Annotated in this window: 14 protein-coding genes, 6 tRNA genes and 3 rRNA genes; 2 read left to right on the plus strand and 21 right to left on the minus strand. The window is 54.2% G+C overall.

All coding sequences use genetic code 11. The features are described from left to right. Positions 1 to 139: 139 nt before the first annotated feature. The 21 genes from rpoC to tyrS form a co-directional block, all read right to left on the minus strand. Positions 140 to 4,339, minus strand: coding sequence for a DNA-directed RNA polymerase subunit beta' (rpoC, locus tag ACVVH8_RS26780; RefSeq protein ID WP_025113548.1), 4,200 nt, complete (start codon positions 4,337 to 4,339; stop codon positions 140 to 142). Positions 4,340 to 4,403: 64 nt separating this feature from the next. Further along, positions 4,404 to 8,477 carry a DNA-directed RNA polymerase subunit beta gene (rpoB, locus tag ACVVH8_RS26785; RefSeq protein ID WP_103303768.1) on the minus strand — a complete coding sequence of 1,358 codons (4,074 nt, stop codon included), beginning with the start codon at positions 8,475 to 8,477 and terminating at the stop codon, positions 4,404 to 4,406. 221 nt (positions 8,478 to 8,698) lie between these two features. Beyond that, positions 8,699 to 9,064, minus strand: coding sequence for a 50S ribosomal protein L7/L12 (gene rplL, locus ACVVH8_RS26790; protein WP_003228750.1), 366 nt, complete (start codon positions 9,062 to 9,064; stop codon positions 8,699 to 8,701). Between the two features lie 74 nt (positions 9,065 to 9,138). After that, positions 9,139 to 9,639 carry a 50S ribosomal protein L10 gene (gene rplJ / locus ACVVH8_RS26795; protein ID WP_008081912.1) on the minus strand — a complete coding sequence of 167 codons (501 nt, stop codon included), beginning with the start codon at positions 9,637 to 9,639 and terminating at the stop codon, positions 9,139 to 9,141. A 198-nt stretch (positions 9,640 to 9,837) separates the two neighbouring features. Beyond that, positions 9,838 to 10,533 (minus strand): 50S ribosomal protein L1, encoded by a 696-nt coding sequence (rplA, locus tag ACVVH8_RS26800; protein WP_003228754.1) that lies wholly within the window; start codon positions 10,531 to 10,533, stop codon positions 9,838 to 9,840. After that, positions 10,533 to 10,964, minus strand: coding sequence for a 50S ribosomal protein L11 (gene rplK, locus ACVVH8_RS26805; RefSeq protein ID WP_003228756.1), 432 nt, complete (start codon positions 10,962 to 10,964; stop codon positions 10,533 to 10,535). The genes rplA and rplK overlap by 1 nt, the downstream gene beginning before the upstream one ends. 117 nt (positions 10,965 to 11,081) lie before the next feature. Continuing rightward, entirely contained in the window at positions 11,082 to 11,615 is a 534-nt protein-coding gene (gene nusG / locus ACVVH8_RS26810; protein ID WP_007916492.1) for a transcription termination/antitermination protein NusG, read from the minus strand. A 9-nt stretch (positions 11,616 to 11,624) separates the two neighbouring features. After that, a complete protein-coding gene (secE, locus tag ACVVH8_RS26815; protein ID WP_007916493.1) occupies positions 11,625 to 11,993 on the minus strand; it encodes a preprotein translocase subunit SecE in 369 nt (122 codons plus the stop codon). Between the two features lie 45 nt (positions 11,994 to 12,038). After that, a tRNA-Trp gene (locus ACVVH8_RS26820) sits at positions 12,039 to 12,114 on the minus strand. A gap of 53 nt (positions 12,115 to 12,167) precedes the next feature. Next, complete coding sequence (gene tuf, locus ACVVH8_RS26825; RefSeq protein ID WP_475227186.1) at positions 12,168 to 13,361, minus strand: elongation factor Tu; 1,194 nt, start codon at positions 13,359 to 13,361, stop codon at positions 12,168 to 12,170. Positions 13,362 to 13,446: 85 nt separating this feature from the next. After that, positions 13,447 to 13,522 (minus strand) — tRNA-Thr (locus tag ACVVH8_RS26830). A 26-nt stretch (positions 13,523 to 13,548) separates the two neighbouring features. After that, positions 13,549 to 13,622 (minus strand) — tRNA-Gly (locus ACVVH8_RS26835). Between the two features lie 25 nt (positions 13,623 to 13,647). Further along, positions 13,648 to 13,732: transfer RNA gene (locus ACVVH8_RS26840), tRNA-Tyr, on the minus strand. Positions 13,733 to 13,875: 143 nt separating this feature from the next. After that, positions 13,876 to 14,313 (minus strand): hypothetical protein, encoded by a 438-nt coding sequence (locus ACVVH8_RS26845; RefSeq protein WP_475227189.1) that lies wholly within the window; start codon positions 14,311 to 14,313, stop codon positions 13,876 to 13,878. A 394-nt stretch (positions 14,314 to 14,707) separates the two neighbouring features. Then, positions 14,708 to 15,661, minus strand: coding sequence for a bifunctional biotin--[acetyl-CoA-carboxylase] ligase/biotin operon repressor BirA (birA, locus tag ACVVH8_RS26850; protein WP_103303770.1), 954 nt, complete (start codon positions 15,659 to 15,661; stop codon positions 14,708 to 14,710). A gap of 132 nt (positions 15,662 to 15,793) precedes the next feature. Beyond that, positions 15,794 to 15,909, minus strand: a 5S ribosomal RNA gene (gene rrf, locus ACVVH8_RS26855). A 154-nt stretch (positions 15,910 to 16,063) separates the two neighbouring features. After that, a 23S ribosomal RNA gene (locus ACVVH8_RS26860) occupies positions 16,064 to 18,957 on the minus strand. A gap of 247 nt (positions 18,958 to 19,204) precedes the next feature. Continuing rightward, positions 19,205 to 19,280: transfer RNA gene (locus tag ACVVH8_RS26865), tRNA-Ala, on the minus strand. A gap of 30 nt (positions 19,281 to 19,310) precedes the next feature. Further along, positions 19,311 to 19,387: transfer RNA gene (locus ACVVH8_RS26870), tRNA-Ile, on the minus strand. An 81-nt stretch (positions 19,388 to 19,468) separates the two neighbouring features. Next, positions 19,469 to 21,005, minus strand: a 16S ribosomal RNA gene (locus tag ACVVH8_RS26875). Together the 16S, 23S and 5S rRNA genes with 2 tRNA genes alongside form the textbook arrangement of a ribosomal RNA operon. 553 nt (positions 21,006 to 21,558) lie before the next feature. Continuing rightward, the gene (gene tyrS, locus ACVVH8_RS26880) at positions 21,559 to 22,758 is read right to left on the minus strand and encodes a tyrosine--tRNA ligase (RefSeq protein ID WP_475227191.1); all 1,200 of its coding nucleotides are present in this window, start codon (positions 22,756 to 22,758) and stop codon (positions 21,559 to 21,561) included. Between the two features lie 213 nt (positions 22,759 to 22,971). On the opposite strand from tyrS, the gene ACVVH8_RS26885 reads away from it, so the two are divergent. Both ACVVH8_RS26885 and ACVVH8_RS26890 read left to right on the plus strand, forming a co-directional pair. Beyond that, positions 22,972 to 24,396 carry a peptidoglycan DD-metalloendopeptidase family protein gene (locus ACVVH8_RS26885; RefSeq protein ID WP_475227194.1) on the plus strand — a complete coding sequence of 475 codons (1,425 nt, stop codon included), beginning with the start codon at positions 22,972 to 22,974 and terminating at the stop codon, positions 24,394 to 24,396. Positions 24,397 to 24,399: 3 nt separating this feature from the next. Further along, positions 24,400 to 25,491, plus strand: coding sequence for an anhydro-N-acetylmuramic acid kinase (locus tag ACVVH8_RS26890; protein ID WP_475227196.1), 1,092 nt, complete (start codon positions 24,400 to 24,402; stop codon positions 25,489 to 25,491). Positions 25,492 to 25,515: the final 24 nt, after the last annotated feature.

Raw genomic sequence — 25,515 nt, forward strand, 5'->3', positions numbered from 1 at the left:
ATTTAGGGGATCAAGAGTCTAAAGAGGATCTTGTCCCCAGTCAAGGCAAGGCCCCGACCTCCCCGCTCGTCGAACCTTGACAATTTGTCTCGATTCGACGAACGGAGCGATCAGGGCCTCAGCTCATGTATCGCAGAACTCAGTTACCGCTCGAGTTCAGCGCTTCGGTCAGTGCCGCTTCCACTTCACTGGCGCTTACGCGCAACGGCTTGTCAGCATCACGACGACGCTTGCGCTCGCTGTGATATGCCAGACCGGTACCAGCCGGGATCAGACGACCCACGACCACGTTTTCTTTCAGGCCGCGCAAGTAATCGCGCTTGCCGGTGACTGCCGCTTCGGTCAGTACACGGGTGGTTTCCTGGAAGGAAGCCGCCGAGATGAACGATTCGGTGGACAACGACGCCTTGGTGATACCCAGCAGAACGCGAGTGAACTTGGAGACAAACTTGTCTTCCGCGCCCAGACGCTCGTTCTCTACCAGTACGTGAGTCAGTTCCATCTGGTCGCCCTTGATGAAGCTGGAATCGCCGGACTCGGAGATCTCAACCTTACGCAGCATCTGACGCAGAATGGTCTCGATGTGCTTGTCGTTGATCTTCACGCCTTGCAGACGGTAAACGTCCTGGATCTCGTTCACGATGTACTTGGCCAGCGCGCTCACACCCAGCAGACGCAGGATGTCGTGCGGATCGCTTGGACCGTCGGAGATAACTTCGCCGCGGTTTACCTGTTCGCCTTCGAACACGTTCAGGTGACGCCACTTCGGAATCAGCTCTTCGTACGGATCGCTACCGTCGTTCGGGGTAATGACCAGACGGCGCTTGCCTTTGGTCTCTTTACCGAACGCGATGGTGCCGCTGACTTCAGCCAGAATCGACGCTTCTTTCGGACGACGAGCTTCGAACAAGTCGGCAACACGCGGCAGACCACCGGTGATGTCACGGGTTTTCGAAGTTTCTTGCGGGATACGAGCGATAACATCACCGATCGCAATCTTCGCGCCGTCAGCTACACCGACCAAGGCGTTGGCTGGCAGGAAGTACTGAGCGATAACGTCAGTGCCTGGCAGCAACAGATCCTTGCCGTTGTCGTCGACCATCTTCACTGCCGGACGAATTTCTTTGCCCGCAGCTGGACGATCTTTCGCGTCGAGTACTTCAATGTTGGTCATACCGGTCAATTCGTCAGTCTGACGCTTGATCGTGATGCCTTCTTCCATGCCCACGTAGGTCACGGTACCTTTCATTTCGGTAACGATTGGGTGAGTGTGCGGATCCCACTTGGCCACGATTGCGCCAGCGTCGACCTTGTCACCTTCTTTAACCGAAATCACAGCACCGTACGGCAGCTTGTAACGCTCGCGCTCACGACCGAAGTCATCAGCGATTGCCAGCTCACCGGAACGGGACACAGCAACCAGGTGACCATCCACTCGCTCAACGTGCTTCAGGTTGTGCAGACGGACAGTACCGCCATTCTTCACCTGAACGCTGTCGGCTGCGGAAGTACGGCTTGCCGCACCACCGATGTGGAACGTACGCATCGTCAGCTGGGTACCCGGCTCACCGATGGACTGGGCAGCAATAACGCCGACCGCTTCACCGATGTTCACCTGGTGACCACGAGCCAGATCACGGCCGTAGCACTTGGCGCAAATGCCATAGCGGGTTTCGCAGCTGATCGGCGAACGCACGATCACTTCATCGATGCTGTTCAGCTCGATGAACTCGACCCACTTCTCGTCTACCAGAGTGCCGGCAGGAACGATAACGTCCTCGGTACCTGGCTTGAATACGTCACGGGCAATGACACGACCCAATACGCGCTCACCCAACGGCTCTACAACGTCACCGCCTTCAATGTGCGGAGTCATCAGCAGACCGTGTTCGGTGCCGCAATCGATCTCGGTCACAACCAGATCCTGCGCCACGTCTACCAGACGACGAGTCAGGTAACCGGAGTTCGCAGTTTTCAACGCGGTATCCGCCAGACCTTTACGAGCACCGTGAGTGGAGATGAAGTACTGAAGTACGCTCAAACCTTCACGGAAGTTCGCAGTAATCGGCGTTTCAATGATGGAACCGTCCGGCTTGGCCATCAGACCACGCATACCGGCCAGCTGACGAATCTGTGCTGCGGAACCCCGCGCACCCGAGTCAGCCATCATGTACATCGAGTTGAACGACTCTTGGTCGACTTCAACGCCGTGACGGTCGATAACCTTCTCTTTCGAGAGGTTGGCCATCATCGCCTTGGAGACTTCGTCGTTCGCTTTCGACCAAAGGTCGATCACTTTGTTGTACTTCTCGCCCTGGGTTACCAGGCCGGAGGCGTACTGGCTCTCGATCTCTTTCACTTCGTCGGTGGCAGCACCGATGATGCGGGCTTTTTCATCCGGGATAACGAAGTCGTTAACACCGATGGAAACGCCGGAAATAGTCGAGTAAGCGAAACCGGTGTACATCAACTGGTCAGCGAAGATAACGGTCTCTTTCAGACCAACCACGCGGTAGCACTGGTTGATCAGCTTGGAGATCGCCTTTTTCTTCATCGGCAGGTTGACGACGTCGTACGACAGACCTTTTGGCACAACCTGGAACAGCAGCGCACGGCCGACGGTGGTGTCGACGATACGGGTACCGCTCACGCTGTTGCCGTCACGGTCGTTGACGGTTTCGTTGATACGTACTTTAACTTTGGCGTGCAGTGCGGCTTCGCCAGCACGGAACACACGGTCAACTTCCTGCAGATCCGCGAATACACGACCTTCGCCTTTGGCGTTGATCGCTTCACGAGTCATGTAGTACAGACCCAATACAACGTCCTGCGACGGAACGATGATTGGCTCACCGTTGGCTGGCGACAGAATGTTGTTGGTCGACATCATCAACGCACGCGCTTCGAGCTGGGCTTCCAGCGTCAGCGGTACGTGCACGGCCATTTGGTCGCCGTCGAAGTCGGCGTTGTACGCGGCGCAGACCAGAGGGTGCAGCTGGATAGCCTTACCTTCGATCAGTACCGGTTCAAACGCCTGGATACCCAGACGGTGAAGGGTCGGTGCACGGTTGAGAAGAACCGGGTGTTCGCGAATCACTTCAGCGAGAACGTCCCAAACCTCCGGCAGTTCGCGCTCGACCATTTTCTTGGCCGCTTTGATGGTGGTCGCGAGACCACGCATTTCCAGCTTGCCGAAAATGAACGGCTTGAACAGCTCGAGAGCCATCTTCTTCGGCAGACCGCACTGGTGCAGACGCAGGGTCGGACCTACGGTAATTACCGAACGACCGGAGTAGTCAACACGCTTACCGAGCAAGTTCTGACGGAAACGACCTTGCTTACCCTTGATCATGTCAGCCAGGGATTTCAGAGGACGCTTGTTCGAACCGGTGATAGCGCGGCCACGACGACCGTTGTCGAGCAGTGCATCGACAGCTTCCTGCAACATACGCTTTTCGTTGCGCACGATGATGTCCGGAGCGGACAGATCCAGCAGGCGCTTCAAACGGTTGTTACGGTTGATCACTCGACGATACAGATCGTTGAGGTCGGAAGTCGCGAACCGACCGCCATCCAGCGGGACCAGTGGACGCAGATCTGGCGGCAGAACCGGCAGAACGGTCAGCACCATCCACTCTGGCAGGTTGCCGGAACCCTGGAAGGCTTCCATCAACTTCAGACGCTTGGACAGTTTCTTGATCTTGGTTTCCGAGTTGGTTTGCGGAATTTCTTCACGCAGGCGGCCAATCTCGTGTTCCAGGTCGATAGCGTGCAGCAGTTCGCGAACAGCTTCAGCACCCATGCGGGCGTCGAAGTCATCACCGAACTCTTCCAGCGCTTCGAAGTACTGCTCGTCATTCAGCAGCTGACCTTTCTCAAGGGTGGTCATGCCTGGATCGATAACGACGTAGCTCTCGAAGTAGAGAACGCGCTCGATATCACGCAGGGTCATGTCCATCAGCAAGCCGATACGGGACGGCAGCGATTTCAGGAACCAGATGTGAGCAACCGGCGAAGCCAGTTCGATGTGCGCCATGCGCTCACGACGAACCTTGGCCAGTGCAACTTCAACGCCGCACTTCTCGCAGATCACACCACGATGCTTCAAGCGCTTGTACTTACCGCACAGGCACTCGTAATCCTTTACCGGGCCAAAGATCTTGGCGCAGAACAGACCGTCACGCTCAGGTTTGAACGTACGGTAGTTGATGGTTTCCGGCTTTTTAACTTCACCGAACGACCATGAGCGGATCATCTCAGGCGAGGCCAATCCGATACGGATGGCGTCGAACTCTTCGACTTGACCCTGGTTTTTCAGCAAATTCAGTAGGTCTTTCAAGGCCTTTCCTCCTGGCGGAGCAGAGAGCGGGCAATCCTGCCCCGCTCTCGATTCGCGTCACGTGTTATTCGGTTTCCAGATCGATATCGATGCCGAGGGAACGAATTTCCTTGATCAACACGTTGAAGGACTCGGGCATGCCCGGCTCCATACGGTGATCGCCATCCACGATGTTTTTGTACATCTTGGTACGGCCGTTCACATCGTCCGACTTCACTGTGAGCATTTCTTGCAGAGTGTATGCAGCACCGTATGCTTCCAGTGCCCAGACCTCCATCTCCCCGAAACGCTGACCACCGAACTGCGCCTTACCACCCAGCGGCTGCTGGGTAACCAGGCTGTACGAACCGGTAGAACGCGCGTGCATCTTGTCGTCTACCAAGTGGTTCAGCTTCAGCATGTACATGTAGCCAACGGTAACTGGACGCTCGAACTTGTTGCCGGTACGGCCGTCAGTCAGCTGCATCTGGCCGCTTTCCGGCAGGTCTGCCAGTTTCAGCATGGCCTTGATTTCGCTTTCCTTGGCGCCGTCGAACACTGGAGTGGCCATTGGAACACCGCCACGCAGGTTCTTCGCCAGATCCAGGATTTCCTGATCGGAGAAGCTGTCCAGATCTTCGTTACGACCGCCGATCTGGTTGTAGATCTCGTCCAGGAAGGTGCGCAGTTCAGCGACTTTACGCTGCTCTTCGACCATCCGGTTGATCTTCTCGCCCAGACCTTTGGCCGCGAGGCCCAGGTGGGTTTCAAGGATCTGACCAACGTTCATACGCGAAGGTACGCCCAGTGGGTTGAGGACGACGTCGACCGGGGTGCCATTGGCATCGTGCGGCATGTCTTCAACCGGCATGATCACGGAGACCACACCTTTGTTACCGTGACGACCGGCCATCTTGTCGCCCGGCTGGATGCGACGACGGATTGCCAGGTAAACCTTGACGATTTTCAGCACGCCCGGAGCCAGGTCATCGCCCTGCTGCAGTTTGCGCTTCTTGTCTTCGAACTTGTCGTCCAGCAGACGGCGACGATCAACGATGTAGGCCTGAGCCTTCTCGAGCTGCTCGTTCAGAGCATCTTCAGCCATGCGCAGTTTGAACCACTGACCATGCTCAAGACCGTCGAGAACTTCGTCGGTGATGTCCTGACCTTTCTTCAGACCTGCGCCGCCTTCAGCCTTGTGGCCTACCAGAGCGGAACGCAGACGTTCGAAAGTTGCGCCTTCAACGATACGGAACTCTTCGTTCAGATCCTTGCGGATCTCGTCCAGCTGGGACTTCTCGATCGACAGTGCACGAGCATCACGCTCAACGCCGTCGCGGGTGAAGACCTGTACGTCAATGACAGTACCTTTGGTGCCGGTTGGCACGCGCAGGGAGGTGTCTTTAACGTCGCTGGCTTTTTCACCGAAGATTGCACGCAGCAGTTTTTCTTCCGGAGTCAGTTGGGTCTCGCCTTTCGGAGTGACCTTACCTACCAGGATGTCGCCTGCGCCAACTTCAGCACCTACGTAAACGATACCGGCTTCGTCCAGCTTGTTCAGTGCAGCTTCACCCACGTTAGGGATGTCCGCAGTGATTTCCTCTGGGCCAAGCTTGGTGTCACGAGCCACACAGGTCAGTTCCTGAATGTGGATCGTGGTGAAACGGTCTTCCTGAACAACACGCTCGGACAGGCAGATGGAGTCTTCGAAGTTGAAGCCGTTCCATGCCATGAACGCGATGCGCATGTTCTGACCCAGCGCCAGTTCACCCATGTCGGTGGACGGGCCGTCGGCCATGATGTCGCTACGTTGAACGCGATCACCCTTGCTCACCAGCGGACGCTGGTTGATGCAGGTGTTCTGGTTCGAGCGGGTGTATTTGGTCAGGTTGTAGATGTCGACACCAGCTTCGCCGGTTTCTACTTCGTCATCAGCAACACGAACCACGATACGGCTGGCATCAACGGAATCGATCACGCCGCCACGACGAGCCACGACACAAACGCCGGAGTCACGAGCTACGTTACGCTCCATGCCGGTACCTACCAGCGGCTTGTCAGCACGCAGGGTTGGTACAGCTTGACGCTGCATGTTCGAACCCATCAACGCACGGTTGGCGTCGTCGTGCTCGAGGAACGGAATCAGCGACGCAGCAACCGAAACTACCTGCTTCGGCGAAACGTCCATCAAGGTGACTTCTTCAGGCGCCTTGACGGTGAATTCGTTCAGGTGACGTACGGCTACCAGTTCGTCGATCAGGACTTTCTGGTCGTTCATGGTCGCCGAAGCCTGCGCGATCACGTGGTCGGCTTCTTCAATAGCGGACAGGAATACGATCTCGTCGGTGACCACACCCTCTTTCACCACGCGGTACGGGCTTTCCAGGAAGCCGTACTGGTTGGTGCGAGCGTAAGCAGCCAGGGAGTTGATCAGACCGATGTTCGGACCTTCCGGCGTTTCAATCGGGCATACACGACCGTAGTGAGTCGGGTGTACGTCACGGACTTCAAAGCCTGCGCGCTCACGAGTCAGACCGCCAGGGCCGAGTGCAGAGACACGACGCTTGTGGGTGATCTCGGACAGCGGATTGTTCTGGTCCATGAACTGCGAGAGCTGGCTGGAACCGAAGAACTCTTTCACCGCCGCAGCCACTGGCTTGGCGTTGATCAGGTCTTGCGGCATCAGGCCTTCGCTTTCAGCCATCGACAGACGCTCTTTGACCGCACGCTCAACACGTACCAGGCCAACGCGGAACTGGTTCTCGGCCATTTCGCCTACGCAGCGAACACGACGGTTACCCAGGTGGTCGATGTCATCGACGATGCCTTTACCGTTACGGATGTCGACCAGAGTCTTCAGTACCGCAACGATGTCTTCCTTGCACAGCACGCCCGAACCTTCGATTTCGGTACGACCGATACGACGGTTGAACTTCATCCGGCCGACCGCAGACAGGTCATAGCGCTCAGGACTGAAGAACAGGTTGTTGAACAGGGTTTCGGCAGCGTCTTTGGTTGGCGGCTCGCCTGGACGCATCATGCGATAGATCTCGACCAGCGCTTCCAATTGGTTGCTGGTGGAGTCGATCTTCAGCGTGTCGGAAACGAACGGACCGCAGTCGATGTCGTTGGTGTACAGAGTTTCGATGCGAACAACGCCAGATTTGGCAATCTTGGCCAGGACTTCGGTGTTCAGCTCGGTGTTGCACTCTGCCAGGATTTCGCCGGTGGCCGGGTGCACGATGACCTTGGCGGTGGTGCGACCCAGGACGTAGTCCAGAGGCACTTCCAGTGTCTTGATACCGGCTTTTTCGATCTGGTTGATGTGGCGCGCAGTAATACGGCGGCCCGCTTCAACAATGACCTTGCCCTTCTCGTCCTGAATGTCCAGAACTGCGATTTCACCACGCAGGCGCGAAGGCACCAGTTCCAGGCTGAGGGTTTCGCCGCTCAGGTGGAAAACGTTGGTGGTGTAGAACGCGTCCAAGACTTCTTCAGTGGTGTAGCCGAGCGCGCGCAGCAGTACCGAAGCCGGCAGCTTGCGACGACGGTCGATACGCACGAATACGCAGTCTTTCGGGTCGAACTCGAAGTCCAGCCACGAACCGCGGTAAGGAATGATGCGCGCGGAGTACAGCAGTTTGCCGGAGCTATGCGTCTTGCCGCGGTCGTGGTCGAAGAACACGCCCGGGGAACGGTGCAGCTGGGAAACGATTACACGCTCGGTACCGTTGATTACGAAGGTACCGTTCTCAGTCATCAGGGGAATTTCACCCATGTAGACTTCTTGCTCTTTGATGTCCTTGATCGCTTTGTTCGACGATTCTTTGTCGAAAATGATCAGGCGCACTTTTACCCGCAAAGGTACGGCGAAAGTTACACCGCGCAATACGCATTCTTTGACATCAAATGCCGGTTCGCCCAGGCGATAACCGACGTACTCCAGCGCAGCATTGCCGGAGTAGCTGATGATCGGGAAAACGGATTTGAAGGCCGCATGCAGGCCCACGTCGCGGAACTGATCTTTAGTCGCTCCCGCTTGCAAGAATTCACGATACGAATCCAGCTGGATGGCCAGGAGGTACGGCACATCCATGACGTCCGGCAACTTGCTAAAGTCCTTGCGGATACGTTTTTTCTCAGTATATGAGTAAGCCATCAGCGTTCCCCAGCTTGGTCACCTGCTTGTTTGGCCCCTCCCGACGGGAGCAGCCAGAAAATCGTGCAAACCCCATGGTTTGCGCCACCGCATCGGGTGGTTACAGCGCCCTTATCAGCGCCGACCCAGTCGGCTGCCAATAACGGAAAAAGGCCGGTGGCAAGAGCCACCAGCCATCAGCCTGTCGCTTGACGCTCGGGCTGGAGGAGCAAAGTCGATACTTATTTCAGCTCGACTTTAGCGCCTGCTTCTTCCAGCTTCTTCTTGGCGTCTTCAGCCGCTTCTTTCGAAACGCCTTCAGCTACAACCTGAGGAGCGCCGTCTACTTTCTCTTTGGCTTCTTTCAGGCCCAGACCAGTCAGTTCACGAACTGCCTTGATCACGTTAACCTTCTTCTCGCCAGCTTCCAGCAGAACAACGTTGAACTCGGTTTGCTCTTCAACAACAGCGGCAGCAGCAGCTGGACCAGCCGAAGCAGCAGCAGCGGTAACACCGAAGGTTTCTTCCATCGCTTTGATCAGCTCAACGATTTCCACTACGGATTTCTGGCCGATTGCTTCGATGATTTGTTCGTTAGTCAGAGACATGACTCAATTCCTGAATTGGGGGACGGCCTACGCGACCATCGAAATAAACAAAAAACGCGAGAAGTTGACGAGCCTTAGGCTGCGGCAGCTTCTTTCTGGTCGCGAATTGCCGCCAGAGTACGAGCCAATTTGCTGGTAGCGCCTTGAATCACGCTCATCAGCTGAGAAATTGCTTCGTCACGGGTCGGCAGAGTTGCCAGTACGTCGATCTGATTAGCTGCGAGGAACTTGCCCTCGAACGCAGCTGCCTTGATCTCGAACTTGTCCTGACCCTTGGCAAACTCTTTGAAGATACGAGCAGCAGCGCCCGGATGTTCGTTCGAGAATGCAATCAGGGTCGGGCCGGTGAACACGTCGTTGAGGACACTGTATTGAGTGTCAGCAACAGCGCGTTTGAGCAGGGTGTTACGTACAACACGTACGTAAACGCCAGCTTCACGAGCCTCTTTACGGAGTCCGGTCATTGCGCCTACTGTTACGCCACGTGCATCAACCACGACAGCGGACAGAGCGACTTTGGCAGCCTCGTTGACTTCAGCGACGATGGCCTTCTTGTCTTCGAGATTAATTGCCACGGGTTTAACTCCTGCTTGTTACCGTTTCATTCGATCGGAACCGAATGTCGTTTTGGTGTCTGATTCGGTAAGGAACCGGGAGCACCATCTGCGTAGGCTTATGGTTTAAGGCTTGCGCCGCCTACGGTCTTGGATAGCCCCCGCCAGGCAGGGACCCCAATTTTTCAATTGGCGCGAACAATCGCGCCAACCTTTGTCTTACGCGTCCAGCGAGCTCTGATCGATAACCAGACCTGGGCCCATAGTGGTGCTCAGGGTAACGCGCTTGACGTAGATACCTTTCGAAGAAGCAGGCTTGATACGCTTCAGATCAGCGATCAGCGCTTCAACGTTTTCCTTCAGCTTGACGGCATCGAAACCGATCTTGCCAACGGAGGTGTGAATGATGCCGTTTTTGTCGGTGCGATAACGAACCTGACCAGCCTTGGCGTTTTTAACCGCGGTAGCTACGTCTGGAGTTACGGTGCCGACCTTCGGGTTAGGCATCAGGCCGCGTGGACCGAGGATCTGACCCAACTGACCTACAACGCGCATGGCATCCGGGGATGCAATCACTACGTCATAGTTCAGGTCGCCGCCTTTCATTTCGGCAGCCAGGTCGTCCATGCCTACACGGTCAGCGCCGGCAGCCAGAGCGGCCTCAGCAGCTGGACCCTGGGTGAACACAGCAACGCGAACGGTCTTGCCAGTGCCGTGTGGCAGCACAGTAGCGCTACGAACAACCTGGTCAGATTTACGCGGGTCAACACCCAGGTTTACAGCTACGTCAAACGACTCGCTGAACTTGACAGTCGACAGCTCAGCCAGCAGAGCAGCGGCGTCTACAATGTTGTAGGCCTTGCCTGCTTCGATTTTGCCGGCGATAGCCTTTTGACGCTTGGTCAGCTTAGCCATTACACACCCTCCACGTTAAGGCCCATGCTACGAGCAGAACCGGCGATAGTACGCACGGCCGCATCCATATCAGCTGCAGTCAGATCCGCGTTTTTGGTTTTCGCGATTTCTTCCAGCTGAGCACGGGTAACAGTGCCAACCTTAACGGTGTTCGGACGAGCGGAACCGCTGGTCAGACCGGCCGCCTTCTTCAGCAGAACCGAAGCAGGGGTGGATTTGGTTTCAAAAGTGAAGCTACGGTCGCTGTAGACAGTGATGATCACTGGAGTCGGCAGACCTGCTTCAAGACCCTGAGTACGGGCGTTGAAAGCCTTGCAGAATTCCATGATGTTCACGCCGTGCTGACCCAGAGCAGGACCAACAGGTGGACTTGGGTTAGCCTGAGCGGCCTTCACTTGCAGCTTGATGTAAGCGGTAATCTTCTTGGCCATGAGGCACTCCAATTACGGGTTCGAACGCCTCGAAAGGCTCCCCGGTTACTTGCGCGTTTATCCCAGTGACGACAAAACCCCACAGCCTAGGGCTGCGGGGTTGGGATGCTTGTCCAGTTAGACCTTTTCGACCTGACTGAACTCCAGCTCTACCGGAGTAGAGCGACCGAAAATAAGCACTGCCACTTGGATCCGGCTCTTTTCGTAGTTAACTTCTTCAACAACGCCATTGAAATCAGCGAATGGACCGTCGTTGACTCGCACCGTTTCGCCTGGCTCGAAGAGAGTCTTCGGCTTCGGCTTGTCGCTACCATCAGCAACACGACGCAGAATTGCTTCCGCCTCTTTATCGGTGATCGGCGCAGGCTTATCAGCAGTACCGCCGATAAAACCCATCACCCGAGGAGTGTCCTTGACCAAGTGCCAAGTACCCTCGTTCATATCCATCTGCACCAGCACATAGCCTGGGAAGAACTTGCGTTCGCTCTTGCGCTTCTGGCCATTACGCATTTCAACCACTTCTTCAGTGGGAACCAGAATCTCGCCGAAGCCATCTTCCATGCCAGCCAGCTTTACGCGCTCGACCAGCGAGCGCATCACATGCTTCTCGTAACCCGAGTAAGCATGCACAACATACCAACGCTTAGCCACGGGACACCCTTAGCCGACAATCAAGGAAACAAGCCAACCGAGGAGGGAATCAAGCCCCCACAACAGCAACGCCATAACCAGAACAACAGCCACCACAATCAGGGTGGTCTGCGTGGTTTCTTGGCGAGTTGGCCACACGACTTTACGAATCTCGGTGCGAGCTTCCTTAACCAGTACAAAGAAAGACTTGCCCTTCGCAGTCTGCAGGCCTACAAAGGCAGCTACAGCAGCAATGACAAGCAAAGCGAGTACACGGTACAGGATCGGCGAAGCAGAGTAATACTGATTGCCAACAACGCCTACAACTACCAAAGCGACTACTACAAGCCACTTGAGCAGATCGAAGCGAGAGCCTTGTGCTTCAGCCTTAGGAGTCATCTATGAAGATCCTGTGAAAAGAAAGCCAGACACACTGAGTGAATCTGGCAGGTCAGGAGGGAATCGAACCCCCAACCTACGGTTTTGGAGACCGTCGCTCTGCCAATTGAGCTACTGACCTAAAACAAAATCAGGCCGACCATTATGCCGGCCCGAAAAATACATTACAACCGCTTATTCGATGATTTTGGCTACGACGCCAGCGCCGACGGTACGACCGCCTTCACGGATAGCGAAACGCAGACCGTCTTCCATCGCGATGGTTTTGATCAGGGTAACAGTCATCTGAATGTTGTCACCTGGCATTACCATTTCAACGCCTTCTGGCAGCTCGCAGTTACCAGTCACGTCAGTAGTACGGAAGTAGAACTGTGGACGGTAGCCTTTGAAGAACGGAGTGTGACGACCGCCTTCTTCCTTGCTCAGAACATAAACTTCTGCAGTGAACTTGGTGTGCGGCTTAACCGAACCCGGCTTAACCAGAACCTGACCACGCTCAACGTCGTCACGCTTGGTACCACGCAGCAGAACGCCGCAGTTCTCGCCAGCACGACCTTCGTCGAGCAGTTTGCGGAACATTTCAACGCCGGTGCAAGTGGTAACAGTAGTGTCACGCAGACCAACGATTTCCAGCGGATCCTGAACGCGAACGATACCGCGCTCGATACGACCAGTCACAACAGTACCGCGACCCGAGATCGAGAATACGTCTTCGATTGGCATCAGGAATGGCTTGTCGATCATACGAACTGGTTCTGGGATGTAGGTATCCAGAGTTTCAACCAGTTTACGAACGGCAGTGGTGCCCATTTCGTTGTCGTCTTTACCTTCCAGAGCCATACGAGCCGAACCGATGATGATCGGAGTGTCGTCGCATGGGAAGTCATAGGTGGACAGCAGGTCGCGAACTTCCATCTCAACCAGTTCCAGCAGCTCAGCGTCGTCTACCAGGTCAGCCTTGTTCAGGAAAACCACGATGTACGGAACGCCTACCTGACGGGACAGCAGGATGTGCTCACGGGTTTGCGGCATCGGACCATCAGCGGCCGAGCAAACCAGGATCGCGCCGTCCATCTGGGCAGCACCGGTGATCATGTTCTTCACGTAGTCAGCGTGACCTGGGCAGTCAACGTGAGCGTAGTGACGAATAGTCGAGTTGTACTCAACGTGAGCGGTGTTGATGGTGATACCGCGAGCTTTTTCTTCTGGAGCGCTGTCGATCTTGTCGAATTCAACTACGGCCGAACCGAAAACTTCGGAGCAGACGCGAGTCAGAGCAGCGGTCAGAGTGGTTTTACCGTGGTCAACGTGACCAATGGTCCCAACGTTGACGTGGGGCAGGGAACGATCAAATTTTTCCTTAGCCATCGATATCACCCTCAAACAGAAGAATTAGACAAACAATATCAACCATTAAAACAAAGGCAGATATTTTCATATCTGCCTTGTTATATGGAGCTCTTGAGCGGATTTGAACCGCTGACCTCACCCTTACCAAGGGTGTGCTCTACCAACTGAGCTACAAGAGCAAAACACTTTGCACAACCTGCAAACTTGGAGCGGGTAGCGGGAATCGAACCCGCATCATCAGCTTGGAAGGCTGAGGTTCTACCACTAAACTATACCCGCGGAGCCTGCAGCTCACGCTCAAATCTGGTGGAGGGAGAAGGATTCGAACCTTCGAAGTCGTAGACGTCAGATTTACAGTCTGATCCCTTTGGCCGCTCGGGAACCCCTCCTAATCAGGCCGGCATTTTATACTACGCCAGACCCTTGTCAAGCATTTTCTCATTTAAAAACCTGAGGTTAGCTGCATTGACATCACTTCACTTTGACAACCTGTTGGGGTCTTCACTGTGGAGCGGGCGCCATTCTATGCAAACTATTCAGTAGGTGCAACCCCCTCGCACAGCATTATTTTATGTTTTAACTCATTGAATTCGTTGGAAAGGTTTTGCAATTGAGGATCACCCAGCAATCGCTGGCTTTCAGGAGCAACACGCAGCCAAAATCCGGATGCAGGAATGCCGCTAAGGAGAGGTTGAGCCTTGATATCCATCTCAGACAAGCGCCGACTCAGCGCCACAACCAGCTCCTGACGAACAAATCCCCCCACATAAAGACACTGCTCCTCAGACCGTTGCAACTCCGACCTCCCACGAGAAGCAGCTGCCGTCTCGCTGAGCAGACGTATATCTTGCTGCGAACCCTTATACAAACTGAGAGGAGTTACGTCCTTTGCTCGCAAAGGTGCTTCCTGCTGATGCCAGACGTAGTAAAAAACATTGAGAACAACCAGCAACAGGAACAACCAACGCATACATACCTCTAGATAAGGACACGCCACGGCGAAAGCTCGAACACCAGGTTAGGCACAATCCTAACTTCTGGCACGACATCAGCTACCACCCAGCATTGACATCGCACGACAGAGCCAAAAAGCCCGTAATTTTCATAACCGCTCTGACATCAGTTATTTCATACGAAGACATTTCACAACCAAGCGATGCACAAAGCTCCCGCCCAAGCATTTAAATCGGCTCATCACTATCACGGCGGTACAAATACTATCCAACCGACACTCGCTCGATAACACTCTATTCTGCCCCGCAGGCCCACACGCAAGGCCTCCTCGGAGCCCTGCTCTGAAACCAAAGTAGCAGGGGGCGATATTCAATACTCGCAGCTCTATCAAGCTGTTGTCGCAATCGTACTCACCTATCATCACGCAACCTCAAGCTGAGTTCCCCACCACTAAAAACCTTTTCTACGCCATTCACCATCAATCGCAGTGCACCCTGATTATCAATTCCGAGTACGACTCCATCTACCTGGCTGACGCCAGCAATCAACGACACCGATCGATCCTGCCACAAATGATTTTCTTCCCACTCTGCTTGGAGTACCGAAAAACCATCTGCCTGCTGACGCCGTATATAAGCTTGCAGTTGCTCACTCAACTCAGTTGCCAGAACGTTACGATCACAGGTTTCCCCAGACTCCAACCGGATGGATGTCCATTGCTGGTCGACCTCATCGGCAATCTGCATGTTCACGTTAATGCCTATGCCCAATACCACATGACACACATCTGCCGGATCCCCAACAAGCTCCAAAAGAATTCCGGCAATTTTCTTATTGCCAACAAGAACATCGTTCGGCCACTTCAAACCCGCATCAGGTACTCCCAACTTTCGCAGAGTTTGCATAACGGCCAGCCCAACAACCAGACTCAAGCCCTCTAGCTGGCGCATCCCACCGTCAATGCGCAGCACAAGACTGTAATAAAGGTTTTCGGCAAACGGACTAACCCACTTGCGCCCTCTTCGTCCGCGCCCAGATAACTGTCGCTCGGCCAGTACCAAAAATGGCGCCGTTCTCCCCTGAGCGATAGCGCGTAGCGCCTCAGCGTTCGTGGAGTCTATAGAATTGAAGGTCGTGATCGGCCAGCCCGTCTTCATCCCACCTATTTTTAAAGAATCGAGCAGCATCAACGGCGCAGACAACTGATAGCCGCGCCCCCGAACTTTGTGGATAGATAGCCCAAGCTCAGCCTCAAGATGCTGAAGCTGCTTCCATACGGCACTTCGACTAATTCCCAAGGCAGCGCCCAGGTCCTGGCCAGAATGGAATCGGCCGTCCTTCAGTAGATTCAACAGCGTCAACATGCAGGTTTCGCCTCATAATGAGGCCCGAATAATAGCCATGCCCTGCGCGGCTGCATAGAAATCAAGTAAGCACATTTCCTGCGGGCAAAACAAAACCCCAATTGCTTTCGCAATTGGGGTTTCGGAATTTAATCTTGACGATGACCTACTCTCACATGGGGAAACCCCACACTACCATCGGCGATGCATCGTTTCACTGCTGAGTTCGGGATGGGATCAGGTGGTTCCAACGCTCTATGGTCGTCAAGAAATTCGGGTACTGAGTCGTGGCCAGATGGCCTCGCTTCAGCAAATTGGGTATGTGACAGCTAGGTGTTTTGTGAACATCGAACTTTCGGTTCGTTTCGTCTTCACACACCGCAATCTGGTCTCTTTCGAGTCTACAGATTGCTTGGGTGTTATATGGTCAAGCCTCACGGGCAATTAGTATTGGTTAGCTCAACGCCTCACAGCGCTTACACACCCAACCTATCAACGTCGTAGTCTTCGACGGCCCTTCAGGGAACTCAAGGTTCCAGTGAGATCTCATCTTGAGGCAAGTTTCCCGCTTAGATGCTTTCAGCGGTTATCTTTCCCGAACATAGCTACCCGGCAATGCCACTGGCGTGACAACCGGAACACCAGAGGTTCGTCCACTCCGGTCCTCTCGTACTAGGAGCAGCCCCTCTCAAATCTCAAACGTCCACGGCAGATAGGGACCGAACTGTCTCACGACGTTCTAAACCCAGCTCGCGTACCACTTTAAATGGCGAACAGCCATACCCTTGGGACCGGCTTCAGCCCCAGGATGTGATGAGCCGACATCGAGGTGCCAAACACCGCCGTCGATATGAACTCTTGGGCGGTATCAGCCTGTTATCCCCGGAGTACCTTTTATCCGTTGAGCGATGGCCCTTCCATACAGAACCACCGGATCACTAAGACCTACTTTCGTACCTGCTCGACGTGTCTGTCTCGCAGTCAAGCGCGCTTTTGCCTTTATACTCTACGACCGATTTCCGACCGGTCTGAGCGCACCTTCGTACTCCTCCGTTACTCTTTAGGAGGAGACCGCCCCAGTCAAACTACCCACCATACACTGTCCTCGATCCGGATAACGGACCTGAGTTAGAACCTCAAAGTTGCCAGGGTGGTATTTCAAGGATGGCTCCACGCGAACTGGCGTCCACGCTTCAAAGCCTCCCACCTATCCTACACAAGCAAATTCAAAGTCCAGTGCAAAGCTATAGTAAAGGTTCACGGGGTCTTTCCGTCTAGCCGCGGATACACTGCATCTTCACAGCGATTTCAATTTCACTGAGTCTCGGGTGGAGACAGCGCCGCCATCGTTACGCCATTCGTGCAGGTCGGAACTTACCCGACAAGGAATTTCGCTACCTTAGGACCGTTATAGTTACGGCCGCCGTTTACCGGGGCTTCGATCAAGAGCTTCGCGTTAGCTAACCCCATCAATTAACCTTCCGGCACCGGGCAGGCGTCACACCCTATACGTCCACTTTCGTGTTTGCAGAGTGCTGTGTTTTTAATAAACAGTCGCAGCGGCCTGGTATCTTCGACCGGCATGAGCTTACGGAGCAAGTCCTTCACCCTCACCGGCGCACCTTCTCCCGAAGTTACGGTGCCATTTTGCCTAGTTCCTTCACCCGAGTTCTCTCAAGCGCCTTGGTATTCTCTACCCAACCACCTGTGTCGGTTTGGGGTACGGTTCCTGGTTACCTGAAGCTTAGAAGCTTTTCTTGGAAGCATGGCATCAACCACTTCGTCATCTAAAAGATAACTCGTCATCAGCTCTCGGCCTTAAGATCCCGGATTTACCTAAGATCTCAGCCTACCACCTTAAACTTGGACAACCAACGCCAAGCTGGCCTAGCCTTCTCCGTCCCTCCATCGCAATAACCAGAAGTACAGGAATATTAACCTGTTTTCCATCGACTACGCTTTTCAGCCTCGCCTTAGGGACCGACTAACCCTGCGTCGATTAACGTTGCGCAGGAAACCTTGGTCTTTCGGCGTGGGTGTTTTTCACACCCATTGTCGTTACTCATGTCAGCATTCGCACTTCTGATACCTCCAGCAAGCTTCTCAACTCACCTTCACAGGCTTACAGAACGCTCCTCTACCGCATCATCCGAAGATGATACCCGTAGCTTCGGTGTATGGTTTGAGCCCCGTTACATCTTCCGCGCAGGCCGACTCGACTAGTGAGCTATTACGCTTTCTTTAAAGGGTGGCTGCTTCTAAGCCAACCTCCTAGCTGTCTAAGCCTTCCCACATCGTTTCCCACTTAACCATAACTTTGGGACCTTAGCTGACGGTCTGGGTTGTTTCCCTTTTCACGACGGACGTTAGCACCCGCCGTGTGTCTCCCATGCTCGGCACTTGTAGGTATTCGGAGTTTGCATCGGTTTGGTAAGTCGGGATGACCCCCTAGCCGAAACAGTGCTCTACCCCCTACAGTGATACATGAGGCGCTACCTAAATAGCTTTCGAGGAGAACCAGCTATCTCCGAGCTTGATTAGCCTTTCACTCCGATCCACAGGTCATCCGCTAACTTTTCAACGGTAGTCGGTTCGGTCCTCCAGTTAGTGTTACCCAACCTTCAACCTGCCCATGGATAGATCGCCCGGTTTCGGGTCTATTCCCAGCGACTAGACGCCCTATTAAGACTCGCTTTCGCTACGCCTCCCCTATTCGGTTAAGCTCGCCACTGAAAATAAGTCGCTGACCCATTATACAAAAGGTACGCAGTCACAGAACAAAGTCTGCTCCCACTGCTTGTACGCATACGGTTTCAGGATCTATTTCACTCCCCTCTCCGGGGTTCTTTTCGCCTTTCCCTCACGGTACTAGTTCACTATCGGTCAGTCAGTAGTATTTAGCCTTGGAGGATGGTCCCCCCATATTCAGACAAAGTTTCTCGTGCTCCGTCCTACTCGATTTCATGACCAAGAGATTTTCGCGTACAGGGCTATCACCCACTATGGCCGCACTTTCCAGAGCGTTCCGCTAATCTCAAAGCCACTTAAGGGCTAGTCCCCGTTCGCTCGCCACTACTAAGGGAATCTCGGTTGATTTCTTTTCCTCAGGGTACTTAGATGTTTCAGTTCCCCTGGTTCGCCTCTTGCACCTATGTATTCAGTACAAGATAACCATCTTATGATGGCTGGGTTCCCCCATTCAGACATCTCCGGATCAAAGTCTGTTTGCCGACTCCCCGAAGCTTTTCGCAGGCTACCACGTCTTTCATCGCCTCTGACTGCCAAGGCATCCACCGTATGCGCTTCTTCACTTGACCATATAACCCCAAGCAATCTGGTTATACTGTGAAGACGACATTCGCCGAAAATTCGAATTTCTCAACTAAGAGAACTCACAAATTTTACCTTAGCCTGATCCGTTACCAGTGAAAGTAACGTTCAGTCTATCTTTCTATCACATACCCAAATTTTTAAAGAACGAACTAGTCAAAGACTAGAAATCAACATTCATCATCTCAACGATGGAATGCTCATTTCTAAGCTTTCAAACTTCAGAAGCAGTAGTGGTGGAGCCAAGCGGGATCGAACCGCTGACCTCCTGCGTGCAAGGCAGGCGCTCTCCCAGCTGAGCTATGGCCCCGTATTTCTACAGGCGTTTCCCACACAAAATTGGTGGGTCTGGGCAGATTCGAACTGCCGACCTCACCCTTATCAGGGGTGCGCTCTAACCAACTGAGCTACAGACCCAATTTCGGGCTGCTTCTTTCGTCTTCTTCAATGAATCAAGCAATTCGTGTGGGAGCTCATGGAGCAGCTGATGTCGTCGATTAAGGAGGTGATCCAGCCGCAGGTTCCCCTACGGCTACCTTGTTACGACTTCACCCCAGTCATGAATCACACCGTGGTAACCGTCCCCCCGAAGGTTAGACTAGCTACTTCTGGTGCAACCCACTCCCATGGTGTGACGGGCGGTGTGTACAAGGCCCGGGAACGTATTCACCGCGACATTCTGATTCGCGATTACTAGCGATTCCGACTTCACGCAGTCGAGTTGCAGACTGCGATCCGGACTACGATCGGTTTTATGGGATTAGCTCCACCTCGCGGCTTGGCAACCCTTTGTACCGACCATTGTAGCACGTGTGTAGCCCAGGCCGTAAGGGCCATGATGACTTGACGTCATCCCCACCTTCCTCCGGTTTGTCACCGGCAGTCTCCTTAGAGTGCCCACCATTACGTGCTGGTAACTAAGGACAAGGGTTGCGCTCGTTACGGGACTTAACCCAACATCTCACGACACGAGCTGACGACAGCCATGCAGCACCTGTCTCAATGTTCCCGAAGGCACCAATCCATCTCTGGAAAGTTCATTGGATGTCAAGGCCTGGTAAGGTTCTTCGCGTTGCTTCGAATTAAACCACATGCTCCACCGCTTGTGCGGGCCCCCGTCAATTCATTTGAGTTTTAACCTTGCGGCCGTACTCCCCAGGCGGTCAACTTAATGCGTTAGCTGCGCCACTAAGAGCTCAAGGCTCCCAACGGCTAGTTGACATCGTTTACGGCGTGGACTACCAGGGTATCTAATCCTGTTTGCTCCCCACGCTTTCGCACCTCAGTGTCAGTATCAGTCCAGGTGGTCGCCTTCGCCACTGGTGTTCCTTCCTATATCTACGCATTTCACCGCTACACAGGAAATTCCACCACCCTCTACCATACTCTAGCTTGTCAGTTTTGAATGCAGTTCCCAGGTTGAGCCCGGGGATTTCACATCCAACTTAACAAACCACCTACGCGCGCTTTACGCCCAGTAATTCCGATTAACGCTTGCACCCTCTGTATTACCGCGGCTGCTGGCACAGAGTTAGCCGGTGCTTATTCTGTCGGTAACGTCAAAACAGCAAAGTATTAATTTACTGCCCTTCCTCCCAACTTAAAGTGCTTTACAATCCGAAGACCTTCTTCACACACGCGGCATGGCTGGATCAGGCTTTCGCCCATTGTCCAATATTCCCCACTGCTGCCTCCCGTAGGAGTCTGGACCGTGTCTCAGTTCCAGTGTGACTGATCATCCTCTCAGACCAGTTACGGATCGTCGCCTTGGTGAGCCATTACCTCACCAACTAGCTAATCCGACCTAGGCTCATCTGATAGCGCAAGGCCCGAAGGTCCCCTGCTTTCTCCCGTAGGACGTATGCGGTATTAGCGTTCCTTTCGAAACGTTGTCCCCCACTACCAGGCAGATTCCTAGGCATTACTCACCCGTCCGCCGCTGAATCCAGGAGCAAGCTCCTTTCATCCGCTCGACTTGCATGTGTTAGGCCTGCCGCCAGCGTTCAATCTGAGCCATGATCAAACTCTTCAGTTCAAACATCTTTGGGTTTTTAAGAAACCCTAAACTTGGCTCAGCAATCGTTGGTTACATCTTTGATTTCTCGCGGAGTAACTTGTGATGCTGATAATCTTGTTGACTATCAGTCTGACTCCACAAGCACCCACACGAATTGCTTGATTCAGTTGTTAAAGAGCGGTTGGTTAAGATCTTTCGTCTCAACCGAGGCGCGCATTCTACAGCAGCCTCATTTGCTGTCAAGTGATTATTTTCAGAAGTTTTCGAAGAATTCTTCAACAACTTCAACCACTTGCGCTTCCGATCTCTCGTTAGCGGGAGGCGAATTCTACAGCGTTACTCGCTGTTGTCAACACCTCTTTTTCTCCGCTTTCGACCGAGAAGATCGAACCGTTAAAAGAGTCAAACATCACGACGCTTTCAACTCCTTCCAGGCTTCGATGAACTGAAGCGACCCACTCTCGAAAACCGTATAACTCATTGAATCTCAAGGAGTTTTCCGTTTCGACTGCGCCGGAAGTGGGGCGAATTATAGACCTCTGGAATTCGCCGTCAACCCCTAATTCCAACTTTATTCAGATTTCAGCTTAATGCGTGCAAAAGCCTTCTTGCCAGCCTGGCAAACGTGGGTCGCGCCCACTGCGTATATAAAGGAGCGATCAACCACCTCACCATCTATACGTACACCGCCAGCTGCCAGCAGATCACGAGCAGCTGCCGAGTTCTTCACCAGGCCTGCCTTATTAAGGACAGCGGCAATCGGCATATCCTCAGCCGAGGTCAGTTCGATTTCCGGCAGATCATCCGGCAACTCACCTTCTTTCATGCGATTGCCCGCACCGCGGTGAGCATTCGCTGCTGCTTCTTCGCCATGAAAACGCGCAACGATCTCTTCAGCCAGCTTGATCTTGATGTCACGAGGATTGGCACCCGCCTCTACATCAGCACGGAACGCATTGATCTCATCCATCGAACGGAAGCTGAGCAATTCGAAGTAACGCCACATCAGCGCATCCGGAATCGAAACCAGCTTGCTATACATGACACCCGGAGCTTCCTGAATACCGACATAGTTGCCCAGCGACTTGGACATCTTCTTCACGCCATCCAGACCTTCAAGCAACGGCATGGTCAGAATGCACTGAGCCTCTTGACCATAACCACGCTGCAACTCACGACCCATCAGCAAATTGAACTTCTGATCGGTACCACCCAACTCGACATCCGCGCGCAGAGCAACCGAGTCATAACCCTGAACCAGCGGATAGAGGAACTCATGAATGGCAATCGGCTGATTGGTGGTGTAGCGCTTGTCGAAGTCATCACGCTCAAGCATACGAGCGACAGTGTATTGCGAAGTCAGGCGAATGAAGTCCGCCGGCCCCATCTGATCCATCCAGGTGGAGTTGAACGCAACTTCGGTTTTCGCCGGATCAAGAATCTTGAAAACCTGAGTCTTGTAGGTCTCGGCATTCTCGAGAACCTGCTCGCGAGTCAGTGGCGGACGAGTGGCGCTCTTGCCACTCGGGTCACCGATCATCCCGGTGAAGTCACCTATAAGGAAGATCACCTGATGCCCCAGCTCCTGGAACTGACGCAGCTTATTAATAAGCACGGTATGACCCAAGTGCAGATCCGGGGCGGTCGGATCGAAACCAGCCTTGATACGCAGCGGTTGGCCGCGCTTGAGCTTCTCGATCAGCTCGGACTCGACCAATAGTTCTTCCGCACCACGTTTAATCAGCGCTAGCTGCTCTTCAACCGACTTCATAACAGACCCGCAAGGCTCAGATTCAAAGGGAACCAACCATACAAGATCGTGCACCAATTACAAGTTTTGCCCGGCGCACGGACACCAATCCACAGACGAGGCGTCTGTAGACTTGCTTCAGAGATGATTTGGTTATATTTTATACAGTTATTTCATCTTCATCATGTCATTCATCTTTTCCAATTCATCACTTTTCAAAAGTCAAAATTACTTATGACCACCGAACCGTCTAAAGCGCCACCGCTTTACCCGAAGACCCACCTGCTCGCCGCAAGTGGAATCGCCGCCCTACTTAGCCTGGCGCTCCTGGTATTTCCTTCCAGCGATGTTGAAGCCAAAAAGACGACCCTGAGCCTTGAACTGGAAAGTCCTGCTGAACAACTGACACAAGATCAAGACGCTGCCGACGCGGCTCAAGCCACAAATGAGCCTGTAACCTCCCCGTTTGCACAGATAGAAAACAGCGACGAAACCACTTCGCAAACGGCTGAAGCCGCACCTGCGCTGGCACCCGTCGCCGAAAAACCAAAAGCCCCAGGTCATCGAGAAGTTGTTGTCGCGAAAGGCGATACGCTATCTACGCTGTTTGAAAAGGTAGGCTTGCCGGCCGCGGCCGTGCATGAAATTCTGGCCAGCGACAAGCAAGCCAAGCAGTTCAGCCAGCTCAAACACGGCCAGAAGCTCGAGTTTGAACTCAACCCCGAAGGCCAGCTGACCAGCCTGCACAGCAAGGTCAGTGATGTTGAAACCATCACCCTGACCAAGAATGACAAGGGTTATGCCTTTAATCGCGTCACTGCAAAGCCAACCGTTCGCACCGCTTACGTCCACGGCGTAATCAATAGCTCGCTGTCTCAGTCTGCTGCCCGCGCCGGCCTGTCACATAGCCTGACCATGGATATGGCCAGCGTATTCGGCTATGACGTCGACTTTGCTCAGGACATCCGTCAGGGCGACGAATTCGACGTGATTTACGAACAGAAAGTGGTCAACGGCAAGGCTGTCGGCAATGGCCCGATCCTCTCGGCGCGCTTCACCAACCGCGGCAAGACCTACACCGCCGTGCGTTACACCAACAAGCAAGGCAACAGCAGCTATTACACCGCCGATGGCAACAGCATGCGCAAGGCATTCATCCGTACGCCGGTGGACTTTGCCCGTATCAGCTCCAAGTTCTCCATGGGCCGCAAACACCCGATCCTCAACAAGATCCGTGCTCACAAAGGCGTTGATTACGCAGCCCCACGCGGCACGCCAATCAAGGCTGCCGGTGACGGTAAAGTGCTGCTCGCCGGCCGCCGCGGCGGTTACGGCAACACGGTGATCATCCAGCACGGCAACACCTACCGCACGCTGTACGGCCACATGCAGGGCTTCGCCAAAGGCGTGAAAACCGGCGGCACCGTGAAGCAGGGGCAAGTGATCGGCTACATCGGCACTACCGGCCTGTCGACTGGCCCGCACTTGCACTACGAGTTCCAGGTTAACGGCGTGCACGTCGACCCACTGGGCCAGAAGCTGCCAATGGCCGATCCGATTGCCAAAGCCGAGCGTGCTCGCTTCCTCGCTCAGAGCCAGCCGCTGATGGCACGCATGGACCAAGAGAAGGCCACCATGCTGGCCTCGAGCAAACGCTGAGTCATGGCCCTGTATATCGGCGTGATGTCCGGAACCAGCCTCGACGGTCTGGACATCGCCCTGATCGAACAGACCTCGGCGATCAAGCTGATCGCCACGCATTACATTCCCATGCCTGAATCGCTGCGCACCGAGCTCCTCGGCTTGTGCGCCAGCGGTCCCGACGAGATCGCCCGCTCGGCGATTGCTCAGCAGCACTGGGTGAAGCTTGCAGCCCAGGGCATTCATACCCTTCTCGATCAGCAGCAACTCAAACCTGAACACATCCGCGCAATCGGTAGCCATGGCCAGACCATCCGCCATGAGCCCGTTCGCGGTTTCACCGTACAGATTGGTAACCCTGCCCTGTTGGCCGAGCTGACGGGCATTACCGTTGTCAGTGACTTCCGCAGTCGAGATGTCGCCGCCGGCGGCCAAGGCGCGCCTCTGGTGCCAGCCTTCCATGAAGCGTTGTTCGAAGAGCGTACCGGCAACCAGGCGGTCTTGAATGTCGGCGGTTTCAGCAATCTCAGCCTGATTGAGCCGACCAAGCCTGTAGCCGGTTTCGACTGCGGCCCTGGGAACGTTCTGATGGACGCCTGGATTCAGCAGCAACGCGGCGAAAACTATGATCGCAATGGAGACTGGGCGAAAACAGGTACCGTTGAGCCGACATTACTGGAAGCGCTACTCAGCGATCCATTCTTCGTCACCAAGGGCCCGAAAAGCACCGGACGAGAGGTGTTCAACCTACTCTGGCTGGAGCAACACCTTTCGCACCTGCCAGCCTTCCCCGCTGAAAACGTGCAAGCCACGCTGCTCGATCTGACCGCTCTGACCATTGTCGAGTCGCTGCAAAGCGCTCAGCCGGATACTCAGGAACTGTTGGTCTGCGGCGGCGGCGCGCACAACGCAACGCTAATGCAACGCTTGGCCGATTTGCTGCCGAACACAAAAGTCGCCAGCACCGCCACCCACGGTGTAGATCCAGACTGGGTCGAAGCCATGGCCTTTGCCTGGCTGGCTCATTGCTGCCTCGAAGGCATAGCTGCCAATCGCCCAAGCGTCACCGGCGCCAAAGGCCTGCGCGTACTCGGCGCCATCTATCCCAACTGAATAAATCGCTAACAACAAAAAACG

This window comes from Pseudomonas trutticola BRTCR10, from assembly GCF_056155105.1.